Origin of the sequence: Sphingobacterium sp. LRF_L2, assembly GCF_965644235.1 — a bacterium.
Classification (GTDB): domain Bacteria; phylum Bacteroidota; class Bacteroidia; order Sphingobacteriales; family Sphingobacteriaceae; genus Sphingobacterium.
The window spans coordinates 265943-289983 of record NZ_CBFFRI010000007.1; the positions used below are offsets into that span (position 1 = coordinate 265943).

General features: G+C 41.0%; 14 protein-coding genes. 4 read left to right on the plus strand and 10 right to left on the minus strand.

Annotated features, from left to right (window positions below; translation table 11 throughout):
* Positions 1 to 48: 48 nt before the first annotated feature.
* Positions 49 to 633, plus strand: a complete 585-nt coding sequence (locus ACSZOX_RS15810) for a DUF4136 domain-containing protein (protein ID WP_437921040.1) — start codon at positions 49 to 51, stop codon at positions 631 to 633.
* A 71-nt stretch (positions 634 to 704) separates the two neighbouring features.
* Here the strand turns inward: ACSZOX_RS15810 and ACSZOX_RS15815 are convergent, their stop codons facing one another.
* From ACSZOX_RS15815 to ACSZOX_RS15830, 4 genes are read right to left on the minus strand one after another with little or no spacing between them, the layout of a single operon-like run.
* On the minus strand, positions 705 to 2726 hold the full coding sequence (locus tag ACSZOX_RS15815) for a DUF2264 domain-containing protein (protein ID WP_437921041.1): 2022 nt from the start codon (positions 2724 to 2726) through the stop codon (positions 705 to 707).
* A gap of 11 nt (positions 2727 to 2737) precedes the next feature.
* Positions 2738 to 4057 carry a BNR repeat-containing protein gene (locus ACSZOX_RS15820; protein ID WP_437921042.1) on the minus strand — a complete coding sequence of 440 codons (1320 nt, stop codon included), beginning with the start codon at positions 4055 to 4057 and terminating at the stop codon, positions 2738 to 2740.
* 24 nt (positions 4058 to 4081) lie between these two features.
* Positions 4082 to 5296 carry a DUF2264 domain-containing protein gene (locus tag ACSZOX_RS15825; RefSeq protein WP_437921043.1) on the minus strand — a complete coding sequence of 405 codons (1215 nt, stop codon included), beginning with the start codon at positions 5294 to 5296 and terminating at the stop codon, positions 4082 to 4084.
* A 9-nt stretch (positions 5297 to 5305) separates the two neighbouring features.
* Positions 5306 to 6460, minus strand: coding sequence for a glycoside hydrolase family 88/105 protein (locus ACSZOX_RS15830; RefSeq protein WP_437921044.1), 1155 nt, complete (start codon positions 6458 to 6460; stop codon positions 5306 to 5308).
* Between the two features lie 547 nt (positions 6461 to 7007).
* Here ACSZOX_RS15830 and ACSZOX_RS15835 point away from each other — a divergent pair.
* Positions 7008 to 9374, plus strand: a complete 2367-nt coding sequence (locus ACSZOX_RS15835) for a beta-L-arabinofuranosidase domain-containing protein (protein WP_437921045.1) — start codon at positions 7008 to 7010, stop codon at positions 9372 to 9374.
* A gap of 154 nt (positions 9375 to 9528) precedes the next feature.
* Positions 9529 to 13590: a hybrid sensor histidine kinase/response regulator transcription factor gene (locus tag ACSZOX_RS15840; protein ID WP_437921046.1), complete on the plus strand. Its 4062-nt coding sequence runs from the start codon at positions 9529 to 9531 to the stop codon at positions 13588 to 13590.
* A gap of 88 nt (positions 13591 to 13678) precedes the next feature.
* On the opposite strand, the gene ACSZOX_RS15845 is transcribed toward ACSZOX_RS15840, so the two are convergent.
* From ACSZOX_RS15845 to ACSZOX_RS15870, 6 genes are all read right to left on the minus strand, one after another.
* A complete protein-coding gene (locus ACSZOX_RS15845) occupies positions 13679 to 15640 on the minus strand; it encodes an alpha-L-arabinofuranosidase C-terminal domain-containing protein (protein ID WP_437921047.1) in 1962 nt (653 codons plus the stop codon).
* Between the two features lie 12 nt (positions 15641 to 15652).
* A complete protein-coding gene (locus ACSZOX_RS15850) occupies positions 15653 to 16801 on the minus strand; it encodes an aldose epimerase family protein (protein WP_437921048.1) in 1149 nt (382 codons plus the stop codon).
* A 333-nt stretch (positions 16802 to 17134) separates the two neighbouring features.
* Positions 17135 to 18835: a sodium:solute symporter family transporter gene (locus tag ACSZOX_RS15855; protein WP_437921049.1), complete on the minus strand. Its 1701-nt coding sequence runs from the start codon at positions 18833 to 18835 to the stop codon at positions 17135 to 17137.
* A gap of 74 nt (positions 18836 to 18909) precedes the next feature.
* Positions 18910 to 20412 (minus strand): L-arabinose isomerase, encoded by a 1503-nt coding sequence (gene araA / locus ACSZOX_RS15860; RefSeq protein WP_437921050.1) that lies wholly within the window; start codon positions 20410 to 20412, stop codon positions 18910 to 18912.
* Between the two features lie 109 nt (positions 20413 to 20521).
* Positions 20522 to 21217: an L-ribulose-5-phosphate 4-epimerase gene (locus tag ACSZOX_RS15865; RefSeq protein ID WP_437921051.1), complete on the minus strand. Its 696-nt coding sequence runs from the start codon at positions 21215 to 21217 to the stop codon at positions 20522 to 20524.
* A 43-nt stretch (positions 21218 to 21260) separates the two neighbouring features.
* Positions 21261 to 22934, minus strand: a complete 1674-nt coding sequence (locus tag ACSZOX_RS15870; RefSeq protein ID WP_437921052.1) for a ribulokinase — start codon at positions 22932 to 22934, stop codon at positions 21261 to 21263.
* Between the two features lie 363 nt (positions 22935 to 23297).
* On the opposite strand from ACSZOX_RS15870, the gene ACSZOX_RS15875 reads away from it, so the two are divergent.
* Positions 23298 to 24002, plus strand: a complete 705-nt coding sequence (locus tag ACSZOX_RS15875; protein ID WP_437921053.1) for an NUDIX hydrolase — start codon at positions 23298 to 23300, stop codon at positions 24000 to 24002.
* The last annotated feature ends 39 nt before the right edge of the window (positions 24003 to 24041 follow it).

Consider the following 24041-nt stretch of genomic DNA (forward strand, 5'->3'; position numbering starts at 1 on the left):
ACCTTTCGCACCACAAGCAAGTCTAAAATATACTAATACAAGTTTTTTATGAGAAAGTTAACATATATCTTCACTTTAGGCTTAATTGCTTTATTGGCGTCCTGTGCCTCTGTACAGTACAATACCACAAAAGTAGAAAGTCAGGACTTTCGGCAGTACCGTACTTACGGATGGTTACCCCCCGTCGATTCATTGTCAAAAAATTACTTCAACAATGACATCGCAAAAAGTAATATCTTAAGTTCTGCGAACCGCGAACTCGAAGCATTAGGGATGCAGTATTCCAAAGAAAATCCGGATGTGCTATTTCGTTACATTACCGTTGTAAACAACAAAAGTCGTCCTGTTTACTCCTCCATGTACGGCTGGGGTGGCTGGGGACCTATGGGTTTCTATAGACCTTGGGGCGGCTGGGGCTGGGGAATGGGCTGGGGCGGAGGATATAGCTATCCTGTAGGCAGCGAGAAGTTCCGTTACGCTCACCTCATTATCGAAGCAATAGACCGCAAAACGAATGCTGTAGTATGGCAAGCTCGCGGATCATCTGAAATCGATGCTCCTGAGAAATCAATCAATAAACTACCGAAAGTAGTAACAGGTATTTTCAAACAATATCCTGTAAAAGCAAAATAACTCTTGGTGAAAATAGGTCTGGAAAAAAATGCATAAGCTGTTATTTCCAGACCTTATTTTTTTAGCTTACGCTAGTTGAACCGGACAGTATCTCTCCGTCCATCATTCCAGATAACAACAATCTCCTTTCCTGCGTTTAGGCTTTCAACGCGTGAAATGGCAAACAATTCAGATTTCGGCCAACTCTCGCCCGATTTTTTCCATAACATCAACGTAACCAACGGCATATCTTTACGACTTCCTACTGTTGCCGAAACATTCAATACCGTACTATTTGTCGACACCGGATTTAACCCCACGCAACCTACAGCTTCGGGCGCTTGCCAACCTTGAATAGAAACCATAGCCAGCTGATACTCTCCGTTGTCAATAATCTTCGCGTACTGCACTCCTTTTTTCACGGCCGTTTCCCGAATCTTTTTCCCCGCAATTTCGGGCAGTGCATAATGTCCCAAATGAACAGGACGTGCGGTTTCACTCTGATCGAGGTCCACTCGTAATATTCCATTTTTTTGTGGTATGTCCGCCAAATTCATCTTTATCCTTTCATCCGAAGCCAACACGACATTTCGGTAATAGACGCCCGATTCAAATCGATCAAATGTATACCTGCGGAAAGATTCCCATCCTTTATCGGTTTGAACCGCATAGTTCATCGAAATTTCGCCATTTTTACCATCAGCTTGCCACGGAAAGGCGCTATTATAGGCTAACTTATTATAATTTTCTGTTCCCTGATAGTACCCCACATTTTTACTATCACACCAAGCCCGAATCTCGGACGCGCCAATAGCTTTATAATCTGTTATCAGAATATTGGAGCCTGCAGCAAACTTATTGTAGGGCTTCTCATCGTTAATATCTTTTTCCCAGGCACCGTTATTCTCCTTTTCTTTCCAAAAGGGATTGTCTGCAGGAATCAACAAACCTAAAAAGAATTTACCCAGCCAATAAGCACTTCCTCGGCAGCTGTATTCTTGTACAGCCGGCTCAAAAGCACCATAAAAACCCAAAGTAGGTACGCGCTCAGAGAGAAAATCAGGATGTTGCAAAAATTGCAGCAATGTACCTGAAGCAATCCGCCGCATCCATCCATAGTTCAGATGTTCATCGGCTAAAAGCCCGGTAAGCGGAAAAGGGACCGCCGCCCCCATCCTATAGGCTATACTTCTCCCCCACATAATCATCTCTCCATTTTCACTAAACATATACGGATAATGGGTGGTCATTTCCCGCAAGTGCGCTTTAAACTTTGCTGCGTAATCTGGATACAAGCTATCTCCATAAAACATCGTCCACAACGCACCGTACATTTGAAAAGCCCACATGCTGTAATAATCATAATAAGGGCTATCATTGTACCAGCCTTCACCTTTATAGTCGTCCAAACATTTCCCTAAGAGTTCGCGCAAATACGCCTCTTTCACCTCATAGCCCTGCTTCTTAAAGAAACTCATGATCATAACGTTAAAGAAACGCCAGTTCATAGCTATCGTAGGACCATTTCCATAACTCAGTAACGTAAAAGCCAACGAATCTTTCGCAGATTTAGGAAGAGGATCCCAAAGTACTTCAGGTGCTGCTGCCAATGAAACTGCAAGACCTCCGAATTCCACCAATTTTTGACTTGGACCTCCTTTCGCATCCAAGGGTTCTATATAACCTACTGCCGAGGGATTGACCAACTGACAAATGTGATAACGGTAGTAATCGGCGACCCCAATCCCATTGATCTGCAGGTCTGGATCCTCTTTCAATAAGGGTAACGCAATAAAAAGTGTCCTACACAATCCTTCTAACTTTTCCGTAGCCGTATGTACGCCATCTCGAGGATAACTGCGACCTGCTTGTTTCGGAAATTGCATAGGGCTCTCCCGTGTAGTAATATGACTAAAAGCACCTTCCAATAGATAGCGCGCGGCGTCTTTCCAATGCTCCCTTGTCACCCCTGTATATGGACTCAGCGTGTAGTCCGGCTTTTTCACATTAAAAACATCCTCGCCCCTTTCCTGAGCAAATAAATATGCTGCAGGAATCAACAGTAGCCACAAAAAAAGCGTAGCTAATGTATATTTATATAACTTCCTTTTCATGGAGATTCAAGTTAAAATTTAGCCTTCCAATCCACAACCTGTACAGCAGACGGCGTTGCGTCCAATACCCCCTCGCCATCTTTTTGATCTGTCTGTTGTAAAAACAGCGATAACTGCCGCTTTTTACGCCAAAGTTCCGTATCATAGGTAGGCTCCCATGCTCCTAATGACAGCGTGTCCACGTCTAAAATCTCAAAGGTCTCCTTGTCTAAACGATTGACTTTCAATAGCGATGCACGACTAGACCGCTCTTTATCCCGAAATAGCATGAGTAGAGAAACCTTATCTCCTTTTCCTTTCACCAAAAGCTGTGGTCTCGAAATAGGAATTTCCTTCGTTCCATGCCCACTAAGCGAAAAGGCTGTTTTCCTAAAATCAAACGATCGGCAATTCCATTTTTGCGCACCGTAGTAAATAAGCTTATACTGCGGAATATCCGTATCGGCATTACGCCAATACGTTGCAATGAAAGGATTACCATCCTCATCGGCTGACATCGCTGTTTGATTAATCAACTCGCTTTTTTCGGGAATACGGAATGCGTACTCGGCAGAAAAAGCAGTAATGGGTATCCGGTATTTCGAGCCATAAGTTGTTTCCCAGGTTAGGCCACCGTCTTTCGAACATGCGTAGGCCATATCATGGTTACTTGCCACATCGGGTGTCTCTCGCCAAACCCACGAAACATGTATAGTTCCGTGATTGTCGACATAGGCTTGCCAATAAGCATTTCGTTGCCCTTCACCATCGATTAGATTCGTATGGAGACGTTGCCACTTCGACGTCTTCGTATCGTAGCTGTTAATAACTAAATTACCCGATCCCGATCCCCCGTCGCGATAAAAGAAAAGAAGATTTCCATTCGGCATCTTAAAAAATTCCGGATAAGTAACATTTTTCTCTTCCGAACCTATCATTTCTTGCTCAGGCCCCAATTCGAGAGATGCAGGAGCGATTGATTTGGCATAGCGTAAACGCGTATTATGGTGATCCCATGCAACATGTAGATACCCTGCTCCATCAACCATAATGCTAATGACATTATGTGCATCCTTTGCATTTCCTTGATAGACAGTTCTCGTTGTTATCCATTTTTCACTGCCTAAACGACGTTTTCCCAAAACAAGGAAGCCGTCGCCATCGTAATAGGCAACAAACTGAAAGGAATCGTTGCTAACCAGCGAATTTTTTCTGAAGACCGCCGTATTTACGGTATTCTTCGCCCATCCGTGTCCCACCGTAACCATAGAAGCCCCTTTCAACTGCGCATGCAAGAGCGTTGGAAAAAGTAATAGGCTACCCACAAAAAACAACATTATTTTTTTCATCATTATACTCTTTATGACATTCATTTTCTATTCAGCAATACTGTAATCCTTCTTTCCATCCTCACCACTCCACAAACGTTTTGCAGTCCAAGGCTGCTCTTCTGCTGTCCAAAAGTCATCCTGCGCGGACAGTCCCAATGGCAAAAAAACAACACTAGTCAAGTATGGACTTCCTTGGTTATTGTAAAAATCGCCTAGGCCAGGCTGCTCACCATACAAACCTATAGTAAGCCATCCGTTCTCATAGGTACGGGGATGCTTGAGTGTTTTTTTCAATACTGCTGTGAGCGCCCCTCTGACCTGTCCCACGGATAGCTCGTCAGGAAGTCGTTTTTTCAACGACATATCTGCTAAATGATGAAATGCCGCAGCCCTGTAAATAATAGACCGACCAGAAGGAGGATAAGTACCATCTGCGTGAATCAACCGCTCCTGGATAATAGCATATCGTATGTTTCGTTTTTTTATCTTCGCAAACATCGCATCATAAGCCTTCGTCTTCTGCTCAATAACATCCATAATACCCGCTAAAAATGGATGAATTACAAAGCTATTGTAGTAATCATATGCATAGTGTTGACCATCCATATACATACCATCGCCCACATACCATTGTTCAAGTTGCTGTAATGCATAATCCACCCGCATCACGTCCCAATCGTAGCCAAAACGTGCGAGAAAGGCCTCATTCATCGCTGAAAAAAGTAACCAATTGGAGAAAACCGGTTTAAATTGCCGCGTTGTCCGTATCGAATTTACTAAATTTACTTTAGTCTTTTCGTCCAAATTATCCCAAAGCCAAGGACAGCGGATGAAAGCCACTGCAATAAAAGAGGCATCAACCAACTGCTGCCCGCCCAGATCAAATCGCATAAAGTCACGTGCATTACTATCTAACGCATGCTTCATTCCCTGCAATACCCATTCTCTATATTGCGTCCGCAAAGCCCGCTCTTTTTTGCTTCCGTCTTCCAATGCCAACCAAGGAGAGATACCGCATAATACCCTTCCCAATACCTCGACATATTGTACCTGAATACGATGTGCTTTATTATCTACATTTTTGGAGGTAACCTGCGGCATAAGAATACGTAAGCTATCGTGCGCCAAGCTTCGAATAACAGGCCGGGCCATTTTATCCATCTCCTGTAACCAAAAGTCTCGATCATTTTTTTCGTTGGCGTTGACGTTTCCTTTGGAAAACATAAAGAAACAAAGCAATGCAATTGATAATATTTTCATACGTCTTGTCTACTTATGCTGCTCTAAAAATCTATACATCTCTACACCAGCCAATAAAAAAGCCCCCACGCCGAAACTGGTTGTCGAATGGGTATCGACCACTTGTCCGGGTATCGCTTTCTCACCTATAGGTTGTACATACCCTACGCGACCATCAGGCTGTAATGCGATCTCGCTCAAATACTTCCATCCTAGTTGAGCTGCACGTTCATATTTCGGTCCTTTAATCAGCCCATTATTCATTCCCCAAAGCAAACCATAGGTAAAGAATGCCGTGCCACTTGTTTCTCTTCCCGGCGCATGTGCAGAGTCAAGTAAGCTTCTTGTCCAATATCCTTCAGCTTGCTGACAACGTACGATAGCTTTCGCCATTTCTTGAAAACGCTTTGTATAGGCTTTATAGTGTATATGATCTTTGGGCAGATCCTGAATGATTTTCGCTAAACCTGCAAATACCCAACCGTCGCCCCGCGCCCAAAAATCCTTTTTCCCATTGGCACTTTTGTGTTTTGGAAAAATATATTTTGCATCCCGGTAGTAAAGCGCCTCTTTCGAATCGTACATAATGCTATCAGCGTACATCAAATAACTATGCAACTTATCCAGGTATTGCGTATTACCTGTGAGATTATACATCTTCGTCATCACCGGCATAACCATGTATAATCCGTCGGCCCACCACCAATAATCATTTTGAGGCGTGCTCATCTGGTATTCCATGACTTCCTTTGCTCGTGCAATCTTATATTCCTTTGGATCGAGCTCATAGAGATCGATATAGGTTTGGAAACAGATTTGCCAATCGCCAAATAAGACATAATCGTCGGTCTCCCCATACGAATATTTCCAACGTGATTTATCATTCGACTTCGCGCCTTTCCAGTCATTGTAAACGGCCCAAGCTTCTGAATATCGCACATAATCTGGATTTTTGGTTAGTTTATACAATTCCATATTTCCGGTATGGTAAGCTGCTTGGTCCCAGAAAGCCCAGACTTCTGGTTTATGTTCGCGTTGCCAATAGCTATTGGCTGACGTGACATCGGACAACACTTTTTCTTTGGTCAGCGATTGTCCGAAAACAGAACTCGCACATAATAAAAAGCAGACAACTAGGTTTACGTACATCTTCATTTGGTTATTTAAATAGATCATTAATTTCATTCGGTTATTTATTTGTAATTGATGCGTTTTTTATCATCCTATCGAATACTCAAGAAATTCGGCCCATATTATTTCTCATTTTGATGGCATTTTAGGCTTCTTTGTAAGCAATTCGTATGTCGGCTAAACTGACAATTCATACCATGAGGCAAAACAATTGTGAAGACGAAATGACATGCTTCTCCTCCACAACATCATAAAATATTTACCTGGTCTATCTCACTGGTTATTGCTAAACCTTATCTCACAAAAATAGAGAATGAAAGTAAATCAGATGTTTAAATACAGATTATTTTGGGTATAAAATTGATTCAAAAAAGTCCAAAACATGCTTCAAATCGCTTACTGAACAGATAGATCTTTAAACACAGGAAACAAACACATTACCCACCAAGTTTACTTTCAGGCTACGCTCCTCTCACCATTGTGTACTAAATTCGTAAAAAAACTGTGAAGTATTACGAATAAATGTAAAAAAAACATTTATTTACAATATTGATTTTTTATCTTTAAATCTCGACTCACAATTACATAACAATAAGAACCTATGTATCTAAAGAAAAAGATAAGTTTGATTTTATTTGCTGTCCTTGCATATACCAATGGCAATGCGCAAACAACCAAACAGCTGGAATATTTTCCGCTACAAGACGTACACCTTCTTCCTAGCCCATTCAAACACGCAGAAGAAAAAGACCTTAATTATCTCTTAGAAATGGATGCAGATAGGCTTTTAGCCCCATTTCTCCGCGAAGCAGGCCTCCCGACGAAAAAACCTAGTTATACAAATTGGGAGAATACTGGCCTCGATGGACATATCGGCGGGCACTATCTCTCGGCTTTGTCGCTCATGCTGGCGTCGACCGGAGATAAACGCATACAAGAAAGGCTGGAGTACATGTTAGCGAACCTCAAGAGCTGTCAAGATACAAACGCAGATGGTTATATTGGAGGCGTACCTGGTGGAAAAGAGATTTGGAAAGAAATCAAAAACGGACAAATTAAAGCTGGAAGTTTTAGTTTAAACGATAAATGGGTTCCGCTGTACAACATTCACAAAACGTATGCTGGTTTACGAGATGCTTACTTATATACGGGCAACAAAACAGCTAAAGCGATGTTGATCAAAATGACAGACTGGGCTGTCACATTGGTCGCACAATTATCGGAGACACAAATCCAAGATATGCTCCGTAGCGAGCACGGAGGCCTCAATGAGACCTTTGCTGATGTCGCCGAAATCACGCAAAACCCGGTTTATCTGGAGCTGGCAAAAAAATTCAGCCAACGCAGCATCCTGACGCCTCTTTTGCATCATGAAGATAAGCTTACAGGTATGCATGCCAACACGCAAATTCCAAAAGTATTAGGTTTTAAACGTGTAGCCGACATTGCCAAAGATAATGGGTGGGCAGATGCTGCGAGTTATTTCTGGGATAATGTCGTAGAAAAAAGATCCATCGCCTTTGGAGGAAATAGTGTGAGCGAGCATTTCAATCCTATAAATGATTTTTCGAAAATGGTACATAGCGTTGAAGGTCCAGAGACCTGCAATACCTATAATATGTTACGTCTAACAAAAATGCTCTATCAAACTGATCCTCAATCCAAATACTTAGATTTTTACGAGCGCGGCCTTTACAACCATATTTTATCGACACAACATCCGGAAACGGGTGGTTTCGTTTATTTCACACAGATAAGACCCGGTCATTACCGTGTGTATTCTCAACCACACACCAGCATGTGGTGCTGTGTTGGTTCTGGCATGGAAAACCACGCTAAATATGGTGAAATGATTTATGCACACAGGGATCAGGATTTATTCGTGAATCTATTTATCCCTTCGGTATTAAACTGGAAAGAAAAACAGACTCAGATTACACAAGTCAATCATTTCCCAGAAGAAGCTTGGACCACCATACATGTAGATCCGAAGAAAAAAACAGATTTTACGTTACATATCCGTAAACCGTCTTGGTTGGTCGGCGAGGCTGTCGTTACCATTAACGGCAAGCCTCACAACACACTAAGCACCCAGGAATCCACTTTATCCATAAGTAGAACATGGAAAAAAGGCGATGTCGTGCGGGTAGAATTACCTATGGGAATTCATACCGAACAAATCCCGGATCAGAGCAACTACTATAGCATTTTATATGGACCTATTGTCTTGGGAGCGCGGACCGAAAGTAAAGATCTGCCAGGATTACGTGCTGATGACAGCCGCATGGGACACGTAGCCCAAGGACAGCAAATCCCATTACGCAATCTTCCTATTTTGACCAGCAATCCGGAAAATATTCCCACATTGGTTACCAACAAACAAAATAAGCCTTTACACTTTACCTTATCCGGCTTATATCTAGGGCGAGAGAAGATGCAAATGGAACTGGAGCCTTTCTATCAAATACACGATGCCCGTTATATTATGTATTGGCCACAGGCGACAGAAGCAGAACTTCATCAGATTCAAGAAAAAATGGATAAGGAAGAACGTGAAAGCTTAGCACTTGCATCGTTGACGATAGACAAGGTTGTATGTGGCGAGCAACAGCCTGAATCGGATCATTTTATCAAAGAAGAAAATAGCCATGCAGGTGCTTTTGACGATGTACGTTGGCGCGAAGCAAAAGGCTGGTTCAGTTACTTGCTGAGAAGAGGAGGTGATCAAGACGCAGAAATTTACATCAAATATCTAGCGCAAGATCATGATCGGAGTACAACAGTTTACATAAACGATCAGATCGTCGGAAACATTCCAGAAGATACAAGCTCTACGGACCCGATACAGATCCTGAAATTTAAACTTCCCGCAAACACCAGCAAAAAAGAAACTGTTCAGATTAAAATATCCGGAGAAAATCAGCTCTCCACGCATAAATTACTTGAGATCCGCATACTAAAAAAATAAAGAAGCTCTCCTTCGCCCTCCAGTCCTCTTGCCTCGATGTTGAACATCGAGGCAAGAGGACTGTTGTATCATTTTTATAATCCATGTAGCGCCGGATACTAACTTTTAAAATTGCTTTTTTGTATCTTTAAAAAAGATATTAGTTAAAACAATTGTGAGTCGCGCTTTTCCATATTACTTTGTCAGCTGTATATATTTCTTTTACTTCCAGTTCGCTTCTTCCCAACAATTAGGCATCACCCCTATTAAGATTGAACAACAACTTCCTTCACTTACGGTCAACCGGATTTTTCAGGATCGAGAAGGTTTTATATGGTTTGGTACTGCACAAGGAATCAGCCGATTTGATGCTTTTAATGTACTCACATTCAAGCTAAAAAATCGAGAGAATAAAATCGTTACTGATCAAAATATTACGGCTATTGAAGAAGCGTCCCAGAACTTATTGGTAGGTACCGACAATGGCCTGTATGTCTTCAATAAAAAAACGTACAGTGCGCAGCCTTTTCCCGACAGCCTACTTGACGGGAAGCGAATCACATCGATCTTTATTGATAAGCAATCTGCCATCTGGATTGGGACAAGTAACGCAATATATGTTTATCGTTCGGACTTCAGCCGAATGAAACAGTATATACACAATCCAAAGGATGCACGGACATTACCAAAAGGAACCATCAATACTATTTTTGAAGATAGCAAGGGTAATATGTGGGTAAGTGTATGGTGCGCCGGTCTCTTCAAACTGGATAAAGCAAAGAATAAATTCTCTTCTTATCCCTCGTTAGGTTCTCGCAATAATCCATTCAAAATCCTAGAGGATGATCATGGTCAACTTTGGATTGCGACCTGGGGAGACGGACTTTATCTCTTTAATCCTGGAGACTCTAAGCAGATGTACCGAGAAGTCGCCATCAAAAATAAAAGAAGAGGGGAAGGCAAAGAAGAGCTATTTTACAATTTACTACAAGACCACAAAAAGAAATATATTTGGGTACTATCCTTTTCCGGGATTTCCACCTTTTCCTATGATCAGCAAAATAACATTCGGGAGCTAGACTTCTCTCCGCTCTTTGACAATACATCGAACATTTTTAACGATATCTATGAGGACCGATCGGGCTCTATCTGGTTATCTATCGGAGGAAAGGGCATTTCAACTATCAATTTCGACAAACCCGCTATCCGGAATTATACCCTAGAGGAAATCAAAAAACGATACAGTATATTACCTAATTTAAACATGTTGTACCGTGATCGTGAGGGCTATCTTTGGTTTAATTTGGAACGTATAGGGCTCGGAAAGTACAATCCAAGGGATAATAAGATCGTTACCTATAGTAACACAAGCTATAAATCGCTCATGGCTATCCGCGCTGTGAATTGCATATTGGAAGTTGGGAACCAGCTTTGGGTTGGCTCTTCCTATGAACCAACTATCAATATCTTTGAAAAAGCAAAAGAAGAAATCATACTTCGTAAACAGATAAATTTAGTCGCCGCAAATCCAGACGCTACTCCACCGTTATTTTTCTATGCCGATCGGGAAAAAAATCTTTGGATAGCAACTTCGCGAGGCTTGACGCTACTAGAGCCGTCTAATAATAAACTGACCTCCATTACTGAGATAACAGATTATGTTGTTGCAATCACAGAAGATAACCGAGGTAATATTTGGATAGCAACAAGAGGAAAAGGAATATACCAAATTCTTCCTACCAATCTCAAGAAAGTAGCCCAACGCATAGGAAAAGATACCCCAGGACTACAGACGGATCAAATCGAAGCATTAGATGCCGACCAACAGGGAAAACTTTGGATTGGGACAAAAGATAGTCGTCTATTATCGTACGATGTGTATCAACAGAAAGCGGAAGAATTCGCAAACATGCAACTCTTTTCCAAGAATCAACTGCTGGATATTGTATGTTTGAATCATACGGTATGGCTATCAAGCTCCCGAAATATTTATAAAATACAACCAAACGACCATAGCATCTACGAATATACTATGGAAGATGGTTTTCAGGTCAACATGTTTTCAAAACGGGCCTACACCACTGATAAACAAGATGGCTCCATTTTCTTTGCAGGTTATAACGGTATTGTGAAATTTGAGGAATCCACTTTTTTCCCAAAACACAACGCTTCCGTTTTGGTCTCCGATATCAAGGTAAATAACCAATCCGTTATTCTTCATTCGGAAAAGCAGAAATACGATATCGAGGCACATCGATTGAATCTGGAACCTGAAGATCAAAATTTAGAAATTGACTTTACGTCATTAGAATTTGCCCATGCGAATAAAATAAGGTATGCTTACAAACTCGAAGGTGTAGACAAAGATTGGGTATATGCTCCACGAGAGCGGCTTTTTGCAACTTATAATAACCTCGGAAAAGGGAGATACCGTTTTTTAGTGAAAGCTACAGCATTGAACAATAAATGGAGCTCGACTGTCACAGAAATCATCATCCGTAAAAAACCGGCTTTTTACGAAAGTAACCTCGCTTATCTCGTTTATTTTATTATCGTAGGTACACTAATTTATTACGGCATAGCATTCGCAATGTATAGATTAAAGCTTCGTAGTGATTTGCGGATTGCCCAAATAGAAAAAGATAAGGCCAACGAGCTGATACAAACCAAGCTCAGTTATTTTACAAATATTTCACACGATCTGCTTACACCATTAACAATCATATCTTGTTTAGTTGACGACATTCAGATAACGACTAAGAAGAACCTCTCTCAATTTGAGAAAATGCGTTTTAACTTAACGCGATTAAAACGTCTTTTACAACAGATTCTTGATTTCCGGAGAATCGAAAACCAGCAGATGGAACTTCGTGTAAGTAAAAATCCAATACATCCTTTTATTGAAGAAATATGCCATTCGTATTTTAATCCGCTTGCTAAGCGAAAAAGCATCACATTTGATATCGAACTGAATGAAATGATAGAAGAAGTTTATTTCGATGTTGATAAGCTCGACAAGATCATCTTTAATCTTCTTTCAAATGCTTTTAAGTATACGCCGCATGGAGGCCACATCGTATTATCGTATCTAACCACTAAAATAGAGCAGCATGACCACCTTGTTTTACAGATCAAAGACAACGGAATAGGCATTGCCCAAGAAGAAATAGAGAAAATATTTATTCCTTTCTACAATAACAAACGAACAAAACAAACAGAAAGCAATGGGATTGGCTTAGCGTTAACAAAAGAACTCGTTGAATTGCACCACGGCAATATCCGCGTACAAAGTAGCATGGGAAAAGGAACTTGTTTTACGGTCACGATTCCTATTGACCAGGCTTCTTATTCGATCAAAGAGCAACAAGAATTCAATCATGACTTGGTAGAGCCTGCCTACGAAACGACAAGCGACCTCCCTATCGTCGATTCAACATTGGCGGATACACCAACACATAACCTCCATCTGTTACTCGTGGAAGACAATACAGATTTAAGGCAAACCATCCAAAATATTCTATCAAAGAATTACCACGTATACACCGCCATACATGGAAGAGAAGCCCTGTCCATACTTGCTCAACAGGACATCGACATCATCATCAGCGATCTGATGATGCCAGAAATGGATGGACTTACCCTTTGTCGTACCATTAAATCGAATGCCGACTTTAGCCATATCCCCGTTATTTTACTCACCGCAAAAAGTAGCATCGAGGATCGGGTTGCTTGTTATCAGGCTGGTGCAGATAGTTACGTGAGTAAGCCTTTTGAGTTAAAGGTCTTGGAAGCAAGGATACATAGTTTTATCATAAACAAACGAACCAAACAGCTCCATTTCAAAGCAAATCCAGAAATTAATATTTCCACGCTAGAATACACCCCTTTGGACGAGCAGTTTCTACATAAGATGTTGCACATTATTGAAGAACATTTGTCGGATGATCAATTTGATGTCATTGCTCTGGGCGATAAACTGGGTTTATCAAAATCTACATTGTATAGAAAAACAAAGGTATTATTGGATTTATCGCCAAGCGAATTTATCAAGAATATACGTTTGAAGCATGCTTGTCAACTGATGGATAAGGACAAATCTATCTCGGTAAGCGAAGTAGCGTTTGCGACGGGTTTTGCTGATCCGAGATATTTCTCCACTTGCTTTAAAGCAGCATTTCAATTAACGCCATCAGAATATCAGCGAAAAGGTATTACTGAATCGACCGAAGGTCAGTAACATGAGCCTGTAACCTGTAAAACTGCTTCAAAAAAATAGAGGCCTTGTAAACAAAGCCTCTATAAAAACCTTCTTTCAAAGGCCATTTTTATTTCACGGGTAGTTTGATCACAGTAAAAGAATAAGGAGCAAATGTATCCTTAACCGACTTACCTTTATAATTTACCTTTTCGTCCCTCGGTTTAATCTGCAACGGTTCTTCAATGCTGTTCGCTATATTCAAATCGGCATTTGCCAACGTGATTTTTGTAGCTGCACCACTGATTTTCCGCTTGGAATCGATTTTGAAATCTGCTACAACAGCTGTGCTGTTGTAGTTGATAAATTTAATGATAAGCTCTTTATTCGTTTCATCGTACACAGACGAAGCATACAGACTATCTTGTCCAGTTGCATTCTGTCCGTTTCGTTTAAGTGGTATAATCGTGGTTCCCTTGTTTAACGAATACAGCTTTTGTACCTGATAGCTAGGTGTACCATAGACGTTCAGATTGTCTACCCAGATCAAATCTGGAGACCACTGCCAACCGTCCACATGCCCAAACAAAGGTGCGTAAGAAGCCATACGAACAACATCCGCATTACGTTCCAACCCTGTTAAAAACGCCGCCTCAGAAAGGGCTGCCTCCCAAGTACTACGACCTGGTCCATTCGGACGTGTGGTATGTGAAGCATATTCTCCGGCAAAGATTTTGGATCCATTGCGCTCGTAATTATCATAGCGCGCCGCCCCCGACAAAAACCAAGAAGGTGGCCGATAATAATGTTCATCAATAATATCGATCTTCATATCCCGCAAGCGCTCGTCAAGAAAGGAGAAACGTTCACCTTCGGGATCAGTTCCCGAGCTAGCGATAATTTCGATTTCCGGGTGTTTATCTTTAAGAACTTTCTTAAATGCGGCCAATCTTTCAATATATTGTGGCCCCCAATTCTCGTTTCCTACACCTAACATCTTCAGATTAAAAGGTGCAGGATGTCCCATCTCCGCTCTCAATTTACCCCAAGCAGTATGCACATCTCCGTTTGCAAACTCGATCAAGTCTAAAGCATCTTGGATGTACGTATCCAGCTCGTCAAGTGGCACAACTTCTCCTGTATTAAACTGACAAGCCATTCCGCAATTCAAGATCGGCACGGGTTCAGCTCCTATATCCTCCGAAAGCAGGAAGTATTCATAGAACCCTAAACCAAAAGTCTGAAAGTAATCGGGGGTTAAACGATGTTTAAATTCTGTATTCCAACGATTGATAATCAGTTCGCGTTCTTCAATTGGACCAACTGTTTTTTTCCATTGGAAACGATTGGCAAGATCTCTTCCCTCGACAATACAGCCCCCGGGAAAACGAATGAAGCCAGGCTTCATATCCGCCAATATTTGTACCATGTCTTTCCGTAATCCTTTTGGACGATTTTTCCATGTTTCTGTCGGAAATAGCGATAGCATATCCAATTCTGCTTCGCCGGCTCCTTCAAACCAAACATTTAATTTAGCCTTTGCAGATGTTTGGGAAGAAGTGAACTTCACCGCCGCATTCTGCCAACCAGCACCATTGCCTAAGGCTAAGGTTGACTCCCCAAGCACCTTATTCTCTTCATCCAACAATTCTATACGCAAACGCAGTCCTGGTTTCAGCTGTTTATATAAAAGTGAAAATTCATAGCTTTCTCCCTTTCGGACGCCCATTCCACGAAATCCTTCATTTTGTAATCCCAACTTTACATCCGTCGGTTTAAATACCTTGAGCGCACGTGGATTTCCTTTGCGCTTAGCATCATTCACAATCAAGAAAGTACCTTCTACAGATTGTTCAAGTTTATTCCAACCCATCCACGGATTATCGAATTCAAAAGAACGATTTTTCACCAATTCGGCATAAATACCGCCATCGGCTCCCATGTTAATATCTTCAAAAAATACACCCCACATATGTGATGATATATTACCGGAAGATTGGTCCAATTGTATATTGAATGTTGCTGAACTTTGGGCAACTACGTCGGCAGTTCCCATCGTCAGTAACAGCGCAGCTGCTAATATACTTCTCATACTCTTATACCTTTAGCGCTGAACAAATCTATACTCTGTTTTAGAGGTATATGTTTGACCAGGTTTCAAAACTGTAGATTGGAAAGTTGGATGATTAGGTGCATCTGGATAATGTTGTGTTTCTAAGCAGAACGCTGCACGAAAAGCATAAGTATTTCCCCCTTTTCCTTTTGGATCACCATCTTTCATAAAGTTGCCGCTGTAAAACTGCAAGCCTGGCTCTGTCGTGAAAATCTGCATCTCTATTCCCGTCACCGGAGCATAAACAGAAGCAACTTTTTGAAAACCTTCTTTTTTATTTAACTCGAAGTTATGATCATAACCTTTTCCAATTTTCAACTGCGCATCTTCAGCTTCAATACGCTCACCTATCACATGTGGCTGACGGAAGTCAAAAGGTGTCCCCGCAACCTTCAAACTTTTTCCAGTCGGGATAAGCGTTGCATCTACTTCTGTTATTGCATCTGCATCTACCTGCAACTCATGATCAAGGATTGTTGAAGCACCTTCACCATTCAGGTTGAAGTAAGCATGATTTGTCAGGTTCAACACGGTCTCTTTATCTGTAGTGGCGCTATAATCGATCGCTAAGCCCCCTTGACTATTCAAGGTATACGTAACGTTCATCGTTACTGTCCCAGGATAACCTGCTTCTTTATCCGGAGATGTGTAGGCTAAAGTAATGGAACTATCGGAGCTACTTGTCACATCCCAAACTTTATTATATACACCATTTGTGCCGCCATGAAGAGAATTTTTTCCGTCATTTTTTTCCAATGAATAGGTTTCTCCGTTTAGCGAAAATGATGCATTACCGATACGATTTCCATAACGACCGACAATGGCTCCATAGAAGTTGCTTGCATTCTGTTTGAATTCGTCTGCGGTTTCGTAGCCTAAGATAATATCTTTCGAACTACCGTCTTTACCTTGTACATTCAACGTTACTAGCCGTGCGCCATAATTGGCTAATGAGGCACTTAGTTTTCCGTTTTCAATTTTATACAATTTTACCTCTTTGCCATCAATAGTTGCATCAAAAGCGTTTTTCGCTGTATCAGCAACAGCACTTTCATTTGTTTGCTTATTTGCATTTTGCTGGCAAGCATAAGTCAACGAACTGGCAAGAAGAACTGCCGTAAAAAATTTCTTGTTCATCATATTTTTTGGAGTTTATAATTTTAGAAGCTGTTGTGTATTATTATTTAAAACTGCCATCCCGACTTTAGGAAGAATCTATGATACCTACTTCAACTTCCTCAGCTGGACAAAAAAAGACGGATATATGATCCTTTTATAACAGTAATCCTGAAGTGAAGAAAACCTAAATATAGATGCTTCTAATTCACGCAACATAACAAAAAAACGTGTGCATTATTATTTTAAGCTGTTATCTTAACCTAGAAGTACGACACTTCGAGTTCGTTAAACATAACATTAAAAACGGCTTTCAAACCTTAATAATGCACACGAATTTTTAGAACAAATTTCTATTTACCAAAACCTTACATAAATCGCCGTTACCAATAAAAGAGTAACAACAATAAGGACTAAAACTGAAGGTTCCACTTTGAACATTTTTTTATCCAATTCGAAAGCCTTTGGATTTTCTTTCGGGCCGAATAAACTAACAATGATCATCGCTAGCAACGTGAATGCGAAAGCCAAGCCCATACAAATCTGGAATGGAATTTCATATACGCCAGCCTTATTCAAATATGCGGTATAGATCCATGTTTCTGGACCAAATACTTTCGTTGCGAACTCATTAAAAAAGACAGACAATCCAAAACCTGTAATCAAACCAGTGATGGCAGCAGGTCCTGTTGTACGTTTCCAGAACATCCCCAAAAGGAACATCGCAAAAACCCCTGGACTAATGAAGCCTGTATATTTTTGGATAAAGGTAAAACCACCTGCGCCTCCGATTCCAAGTGTATCATCCCACGTGAATAAAACAGCGACAACAATAGAAGCTATGATCGTTAATTTACCGACCCATACCATCTTCGCTTCACTAGCATCTTTACTGATGTACTTCTTGTAGATATCCAAAGTGAAAATTGTAGCAATACTATTCGCCTTTCCAGCAAGACCTGCTACTATCGCCGCGGTAAGAGCTGCAAGCGCCAAACCTTTCATTCCATTTGGAAGATAACCTAAAATCGCAGAATAAGCATTATCAGCGTGGAATACCCCACCTGGAGCCATTTCATTTTGTAACGCACCGTTTTTGTACAAAACATAGGCAGCAATACCAGGAAGCATCACTATAATAGGCATGAAAAGCTTCAATAGACCGGCAAATAATATACCTGTACGCGCTGTTTTCAAGTCTGCACCCAAAGCACGTTGTGTGATATATTGGTTACAACCCCAATAATTTAAATTAACGATCCAAATACCGGCTAAATACATTCCAATACCCGGCAACATAAGGTACTTGTTGATTTCCTCTTGCGTTGCTCCTGGTCCTGGTTTTTCAACGATCATTTTGAAATGTTCTGGCGAATCCTCCATCAATTTGTTGAATCCTGCCAACACATCTTTACCTAATCCAAAATGCTCACTTACCAATGTCAATGCGACATAGGTCGTAGCCACACCACCGATAACCAATACAACAACCTGTATCACATCGGTAAAACCAATTACACGCATTCCACCTAAGGTGATAATCACAGAGAACACTGCCAAAGCAATGACAATCATGTGAAAGCTATCTGCTCCACCAGACATACTGGAAATAGCAATAGCGCCTAAGTAAAGAATAGATGTTAGATTAACGAATACATACAAGAACAACCAAAAAACAGCCATAATTAAACTGGTTGTCTCGTTGTAACGGTTGTTCAAGAACTGCGGCATGGTAAAGATCTTGTTCTTTAAGTAAACAGGAATAAACCATACGGCGACAATAATCAGTGCCACCGCTGCGATAAGCTCATAGGCCGCAACAGCAATACCGACCTCAAAGCCGTTACCGCTCATACCAATAAATTGCTCTGCAGAGATATTCGAGGCGATCAGAGAAGCTCCGATAGCCCACCAAGTTAAGGATCCCTCGGCAAGAAAATAATCTTTACTACTACCTTGTCCGTTCGTTTTCTTCCGATAAATCCAATAGCCGTAACCGGCTACTACGAAAAAGTAGATTACAAAAATAATGTAGTCTACCATTGCAAATTTTTCCATGTTTTTGTGTGCTGGTTTATAATAATGACGGCATGCTAAGTTTGTCTCACGACGGGTTTAGCATGCCTTACGGTTTATTTTTTTAACAAATAATAGAGTTCATTCCACTTCAGCTGATTTTCGAGTTGCGTTAATGTCGTTGTTTCGTCGATTGCGACATACTCTAAACCGGCAATTCTTGCAAAATCTTCTAGGTATTCAGGTGTTAAACTTAAACTATACGCTGTATGGTGTGCTCCTCCAGCCAAAATCCAAGCACTGCATCCTGTTTTCATATCTGGAAGTGGCTTCCATAAAACGCGCGCAACTGGTAATTTTGGCAATTTCTCTACCACAGGAACGCCCTCTACCTTATTTACGATAAGGCGGAAGCGTGTGCCCATATCAACCAATGACGCATTCAATGCAGGTCCGCTGATACCATTAAATACCAAACGTGCAGGGTCAGCTTTTCCACCGATTCCAAGCGGGTGTACCTCAATGCTTGGCTTATCTGCTGCTAATGCCGCATCAACCTCTAGCATGTGTGATCCCAAAACCATCGCATTATTTGGGTCGAAATTATAGGTATAATCTTCCATAAATGCGGTCGTTCCAGCTAAGCCCGCGCCCATCACTTTACAAGCACGAACCAAAGCCGGTGTTTTCCAGTCGCCTTCGCCAGCAAAACCATAACCGTCTGCCATCAAACGTTGCACAGCTAAGCCCGGCAACTGTACCATTCCATGTAAATCTTCAAAAGTATCGGTGAATCCTTTGTAATTTCCTGCTTCCAAGAATTTACGTAGCCCCAACTCAATACGTGCAGCTTCCACAAGGCTTTGGCGATGTTCGGCTCCCTCAAGTACATTATCTGCTAAGGTATAAGTAGCTTCATACTCTTTAATTAAGCGCTCAATTTCTTGATCAGTAACCGCGTTGATCACAGCAACTAAGTCACCGATAGCGTATGTATTTACAGAAAACCCAAATTGCGTCTCAGCAGAAACCTTGTCACCGTCCGTTACAGCAACATAGCGCATATTGTCACCAAAACGCACAAATTTAGCACCTTGCCAATCTTGCCAAGCAGCAGCAGCACGCGCCCAAACTTGGATACGTTCGATAACCTCTTCGTCTTTCCAGTGGCCAGTAACAACTTTTCTACCGATGTTTAGACGTGTAACAATATGTCCAAATTCTCTATCTCCATGTGCACTTTGGTTAAGGTTCATGAAGTCCATATCCATACTATCCCAAGGAATGTCACGGTTATATTGCGTGTGTAGGTGGAGCAATGGCTTTTGTAATGCTTTCAATCCTCTGATCCACATCTTAGCTGGAGAAAATGTGTGCATCCAAGTTACCACACCAACACAATTTGTTGCTGTATTTGCCGCTACAATAGTATTATAAATTTCTTCGCTATTTTTAACGATTGGCTTATAAACAACGTTCACAGGAATTTTCTCGTGAGCGGAAAGATATTGCGCTATTTCTTCCGCATGGACAGCAACTTCACGCAAAGTTTCTTCTCCATATAAATCCTGGCTGCCTGTAACAAACCAAATCTCTAAACTTCTTAAATCAATATTCATTTGTATATTTTATTGCTTTGATAATACGACGTAAAGGTCCATTAGGCATTTGAGGCGGAAATTTACGCACTTTTATATTTAATTCTTACTTTTTTATACTATTTTTTATTTATTCTTGCCCGTAATAAGCTTCACCTCCATGTTTGCGTTCATAATGTTTCTTTATCAACGCATCTTTTAGACGAGGAGCCTTTGGATTGATCTGTTCAGTCAATGTTGCCATCTGTGCAACAGTTTCGAGCACAGCACTATTATAAACAGACTTGATACCGGTCTTACCCCAGGCAAAAGGAGCATGGTTACCGACCAAAATCATCTCAACTTCTTTATAATCTAATTTCTGTTGTTCGAAATGATTGATAATCTGGAAACCCGTTTCATATTCATAATTGCCAAGAATCATTTCATCACTCATTGGTGGCGCACAAGGAATATCTGTTGTCAAGTGATCCGCATGAGTCGTTCCATAAATAGGAATATCGCGCTGACTTTGTGCCCAAGCGGTGCCATAGGTGGAGTGTGTATGGGTAATGCCACCTACACCTTCCCAATGCTTATAAAGAACAGCATGTGTTTTCGTATCAGAAGAAGGTCTTAATTTACCCTCCACAATATTTCCATCAAAATCGACGATCACCATACTCTCTGGCGTAAGTTCTTCGTAGGGAACACCACTAGGCTTAATCGCAAAAACACCTTTTGAGCGATCCGCTACGCTCACATTTCCAAATGTAAAAAGAACCAACCCTAGTTTGGGCAATTGCATGTTACAGTGATAAGCTTCTTCTTTTATTGCTGCGTACATAGTATACTAATATTAAAAGTCAAAATATAAATAAGATAGGCGATTATGCTTTGCTCGATTCGATAAAACCTCCAACCTCTTTATAACGGTTGTACCGTGTTGCATATATCTGCACCATTTCTGGTCGAGGTTCATATGTTTTTTCAAACCCCTGCCCCATAGCATGCATTGCATCCTCTACCTTCTCGTAAAGCCTAGCTGCTGTAGCGGCGAACATAGCAGCGCCGATAGCACATGTTTGTTCAGATTTATGTATACGGATAGGCATATTCATCACATCAGCCATCGTCTGCATAATGTACGGTGATTTCTTTGCGACCCCACCTAATCCAATAAGTCCTTTGACCGGAATTCCTTGTTCGACGAAACGATCGACAATACTTTTAGCTCCAAAACAAGTCGCTTCAACAATTGCTCTGAAAATACGCGGGGCGTCTGTTCCTAAATGCAAACCTAAAAGTGCGCCTTTCAACGTTTGATCTGCGTCTGGTGTACGACGTCCATTGAACCAATCGATAGCAAGCTCCGAGGATGCTGTCACAGGTAGCGCTTCAGCTTTTTTACTCAAGGCTGGGATTAACTGTCCATCGATCAAATCCGTTATTTTCGCAATATCATCTTCGGCAATCCCCTGCGCTTCAGCCAACAGATTCGCTACTGGCCACATGAGGATTTGCTTAAACCAAGCGTAAGCATCGCCAAAGGCCGATTGTCCAGCCTCCATACCGATCATACCGGGAATAATCGATCCGTCTACTTGTCCACAGATCCCACGAACAAGCGTTTCAGCAACCTCTTCTTTTGGCGCAACAAGCATATCGCAAGTCGATGTCCCCATTACTTTGCTGAGGTAATAAGGTTCTATTTGGCCCCCAACAGCCCCCATATGACAGTCAAATGCACCTACACCCACCACAACATCTGTAGAAAGCCCTAAACGCGTAGCCCATTCTTCCGACAAATTACCAGCAGCTTCTGCGGAAGTGTAAGCATCTGTAAATAAGCGATCTGTTAAACCATCCAACAAAGGATCAAGATCGCTAAAGAATGTATTTGGAGGTAAGCCTCCAAATTCGGCAGCCCACAAGGATTTATGTCCCGCAGCGCACACACTACGTCTTATCGCCGAAGCATCTGTTCCTCCTGTAAGCAAAAATGGAATATAATCACAGTGTTCAACCCAGGTATACAATGCCTGACGAACTTTCTCATCCGCACGAAGCACATGCAGTAACTTCGCCCAGAACCATTCTGAAGAGTAAATACCACCTACATATTGCAGATAATCTACGTCAAATTTCTTAGCGTGATCATTAATCTCCTGTGCCTCTTTAACAGAGGTATGGTCTTTCCAAAGAACAAACATCGCATTCGGATTGTCAGCAAATTCTTCCAAAAGAGACAAAGGTACTCCTGCTGCATTCACAGCCACCGGCGTAGATCCCGTTGTATCTACAGAAATAGCCTTTACCGCCTTTCCTATAGTTTGATCTCCCGCCTTTTGCAAGCAGTCTTTAATCGTGGTTTCCAATCCTTCGATATAATCCAAAGGATGTTGCCGGAATTGGCTCGACGCAGCATCACAAAATTCACCCTTTTTCCACCTTGGATAATAGAATACAGAAGAAGAAATTTCATTTCCATTTTCGGCATCCACCAGAACCGAACGAACGGAGTCACTTCCGTAATCTACTCCGATCACATAAGATTTATTCATTACTTAATACCTTTTATTTGGTTGCTAACACTGATTTATAATACGTTTTAAATGATAAGAATTGCACCTGTGTATCTTTAAGATACAAGGATGACAACTCATTATTAGTGTCAAATTAACATTTATTTTTTAATAAAAAGAAATTTTTGTTTATTTTTTCGACAAATCATCTTGCTTATCAGAAAATTGCAATTGAATAGGCGGATCACAATTGGGATAAGAAGAGAGAAAAAAGTTTTTATTTTTTTAACAGGACGGTGAATAATCAGAAATTTCGTATTTTCCGCCGTCTATTTAATCGAATAGGTTGGAAACATCGGAATATTTTGTCTTCCAACATTTTATAATGAAGAGGAATCAATTATGAATTTTTATAACAATGAGCCCGGCATATTGATTGCAGTCGATTGCATCATATTTGGATTTAATGGGGAATCATTAGAAATATTATTAATAAAAAGAGGCATAGAACCAGAGCGCAACAAATGGAGTCTTATGGGGGGATTTGTACAATCCGATGAAAGTCCCGAAGGAGCCGCATCCCGTGTACTCAACAAATTGACTGGCTTAGAAAATGTCTACATGGAAGACTGTGGCATTTTTGGAGATCCGGGACGGGAAAGTCATCGGCGCGTAATCAGTATCACTTATTTTGCTTTAATTGACACCCTACAATATCAACACATCATCAGTGATGAATATGAGGCAAAATGGTTTCCCTTAGATGAACATCCTACTTTAATTTTTGACCACGAGGAGATGATTACTGCCGCAAAAAGGAAATTACGATCAAAAGCAGCGCTTTATCCTATTCTATTCGAACTTCTACCGGAAAAATTCACCATTCCTCAGATTGCCTCATTATATGAATGCGTCTATAATATTGAGCTTGACAAGCGTAATTTCAGTCGCAAGTTACTTTCCTCCGGACTCATTATTAAACTAAAAGAAAAAGATAAAGAAAACTCCAAAAAAGGAGCTTTTTTCTATCGTTTAAACACAGAAATTTACAAAGAAAAAATCATGTCTTTCCTACGGTATTTACCAAGTTGGTCGATGGAGGGATAAGATAAATTTAGAAAAAAAGCCTATTTGGAAAACTCCAAA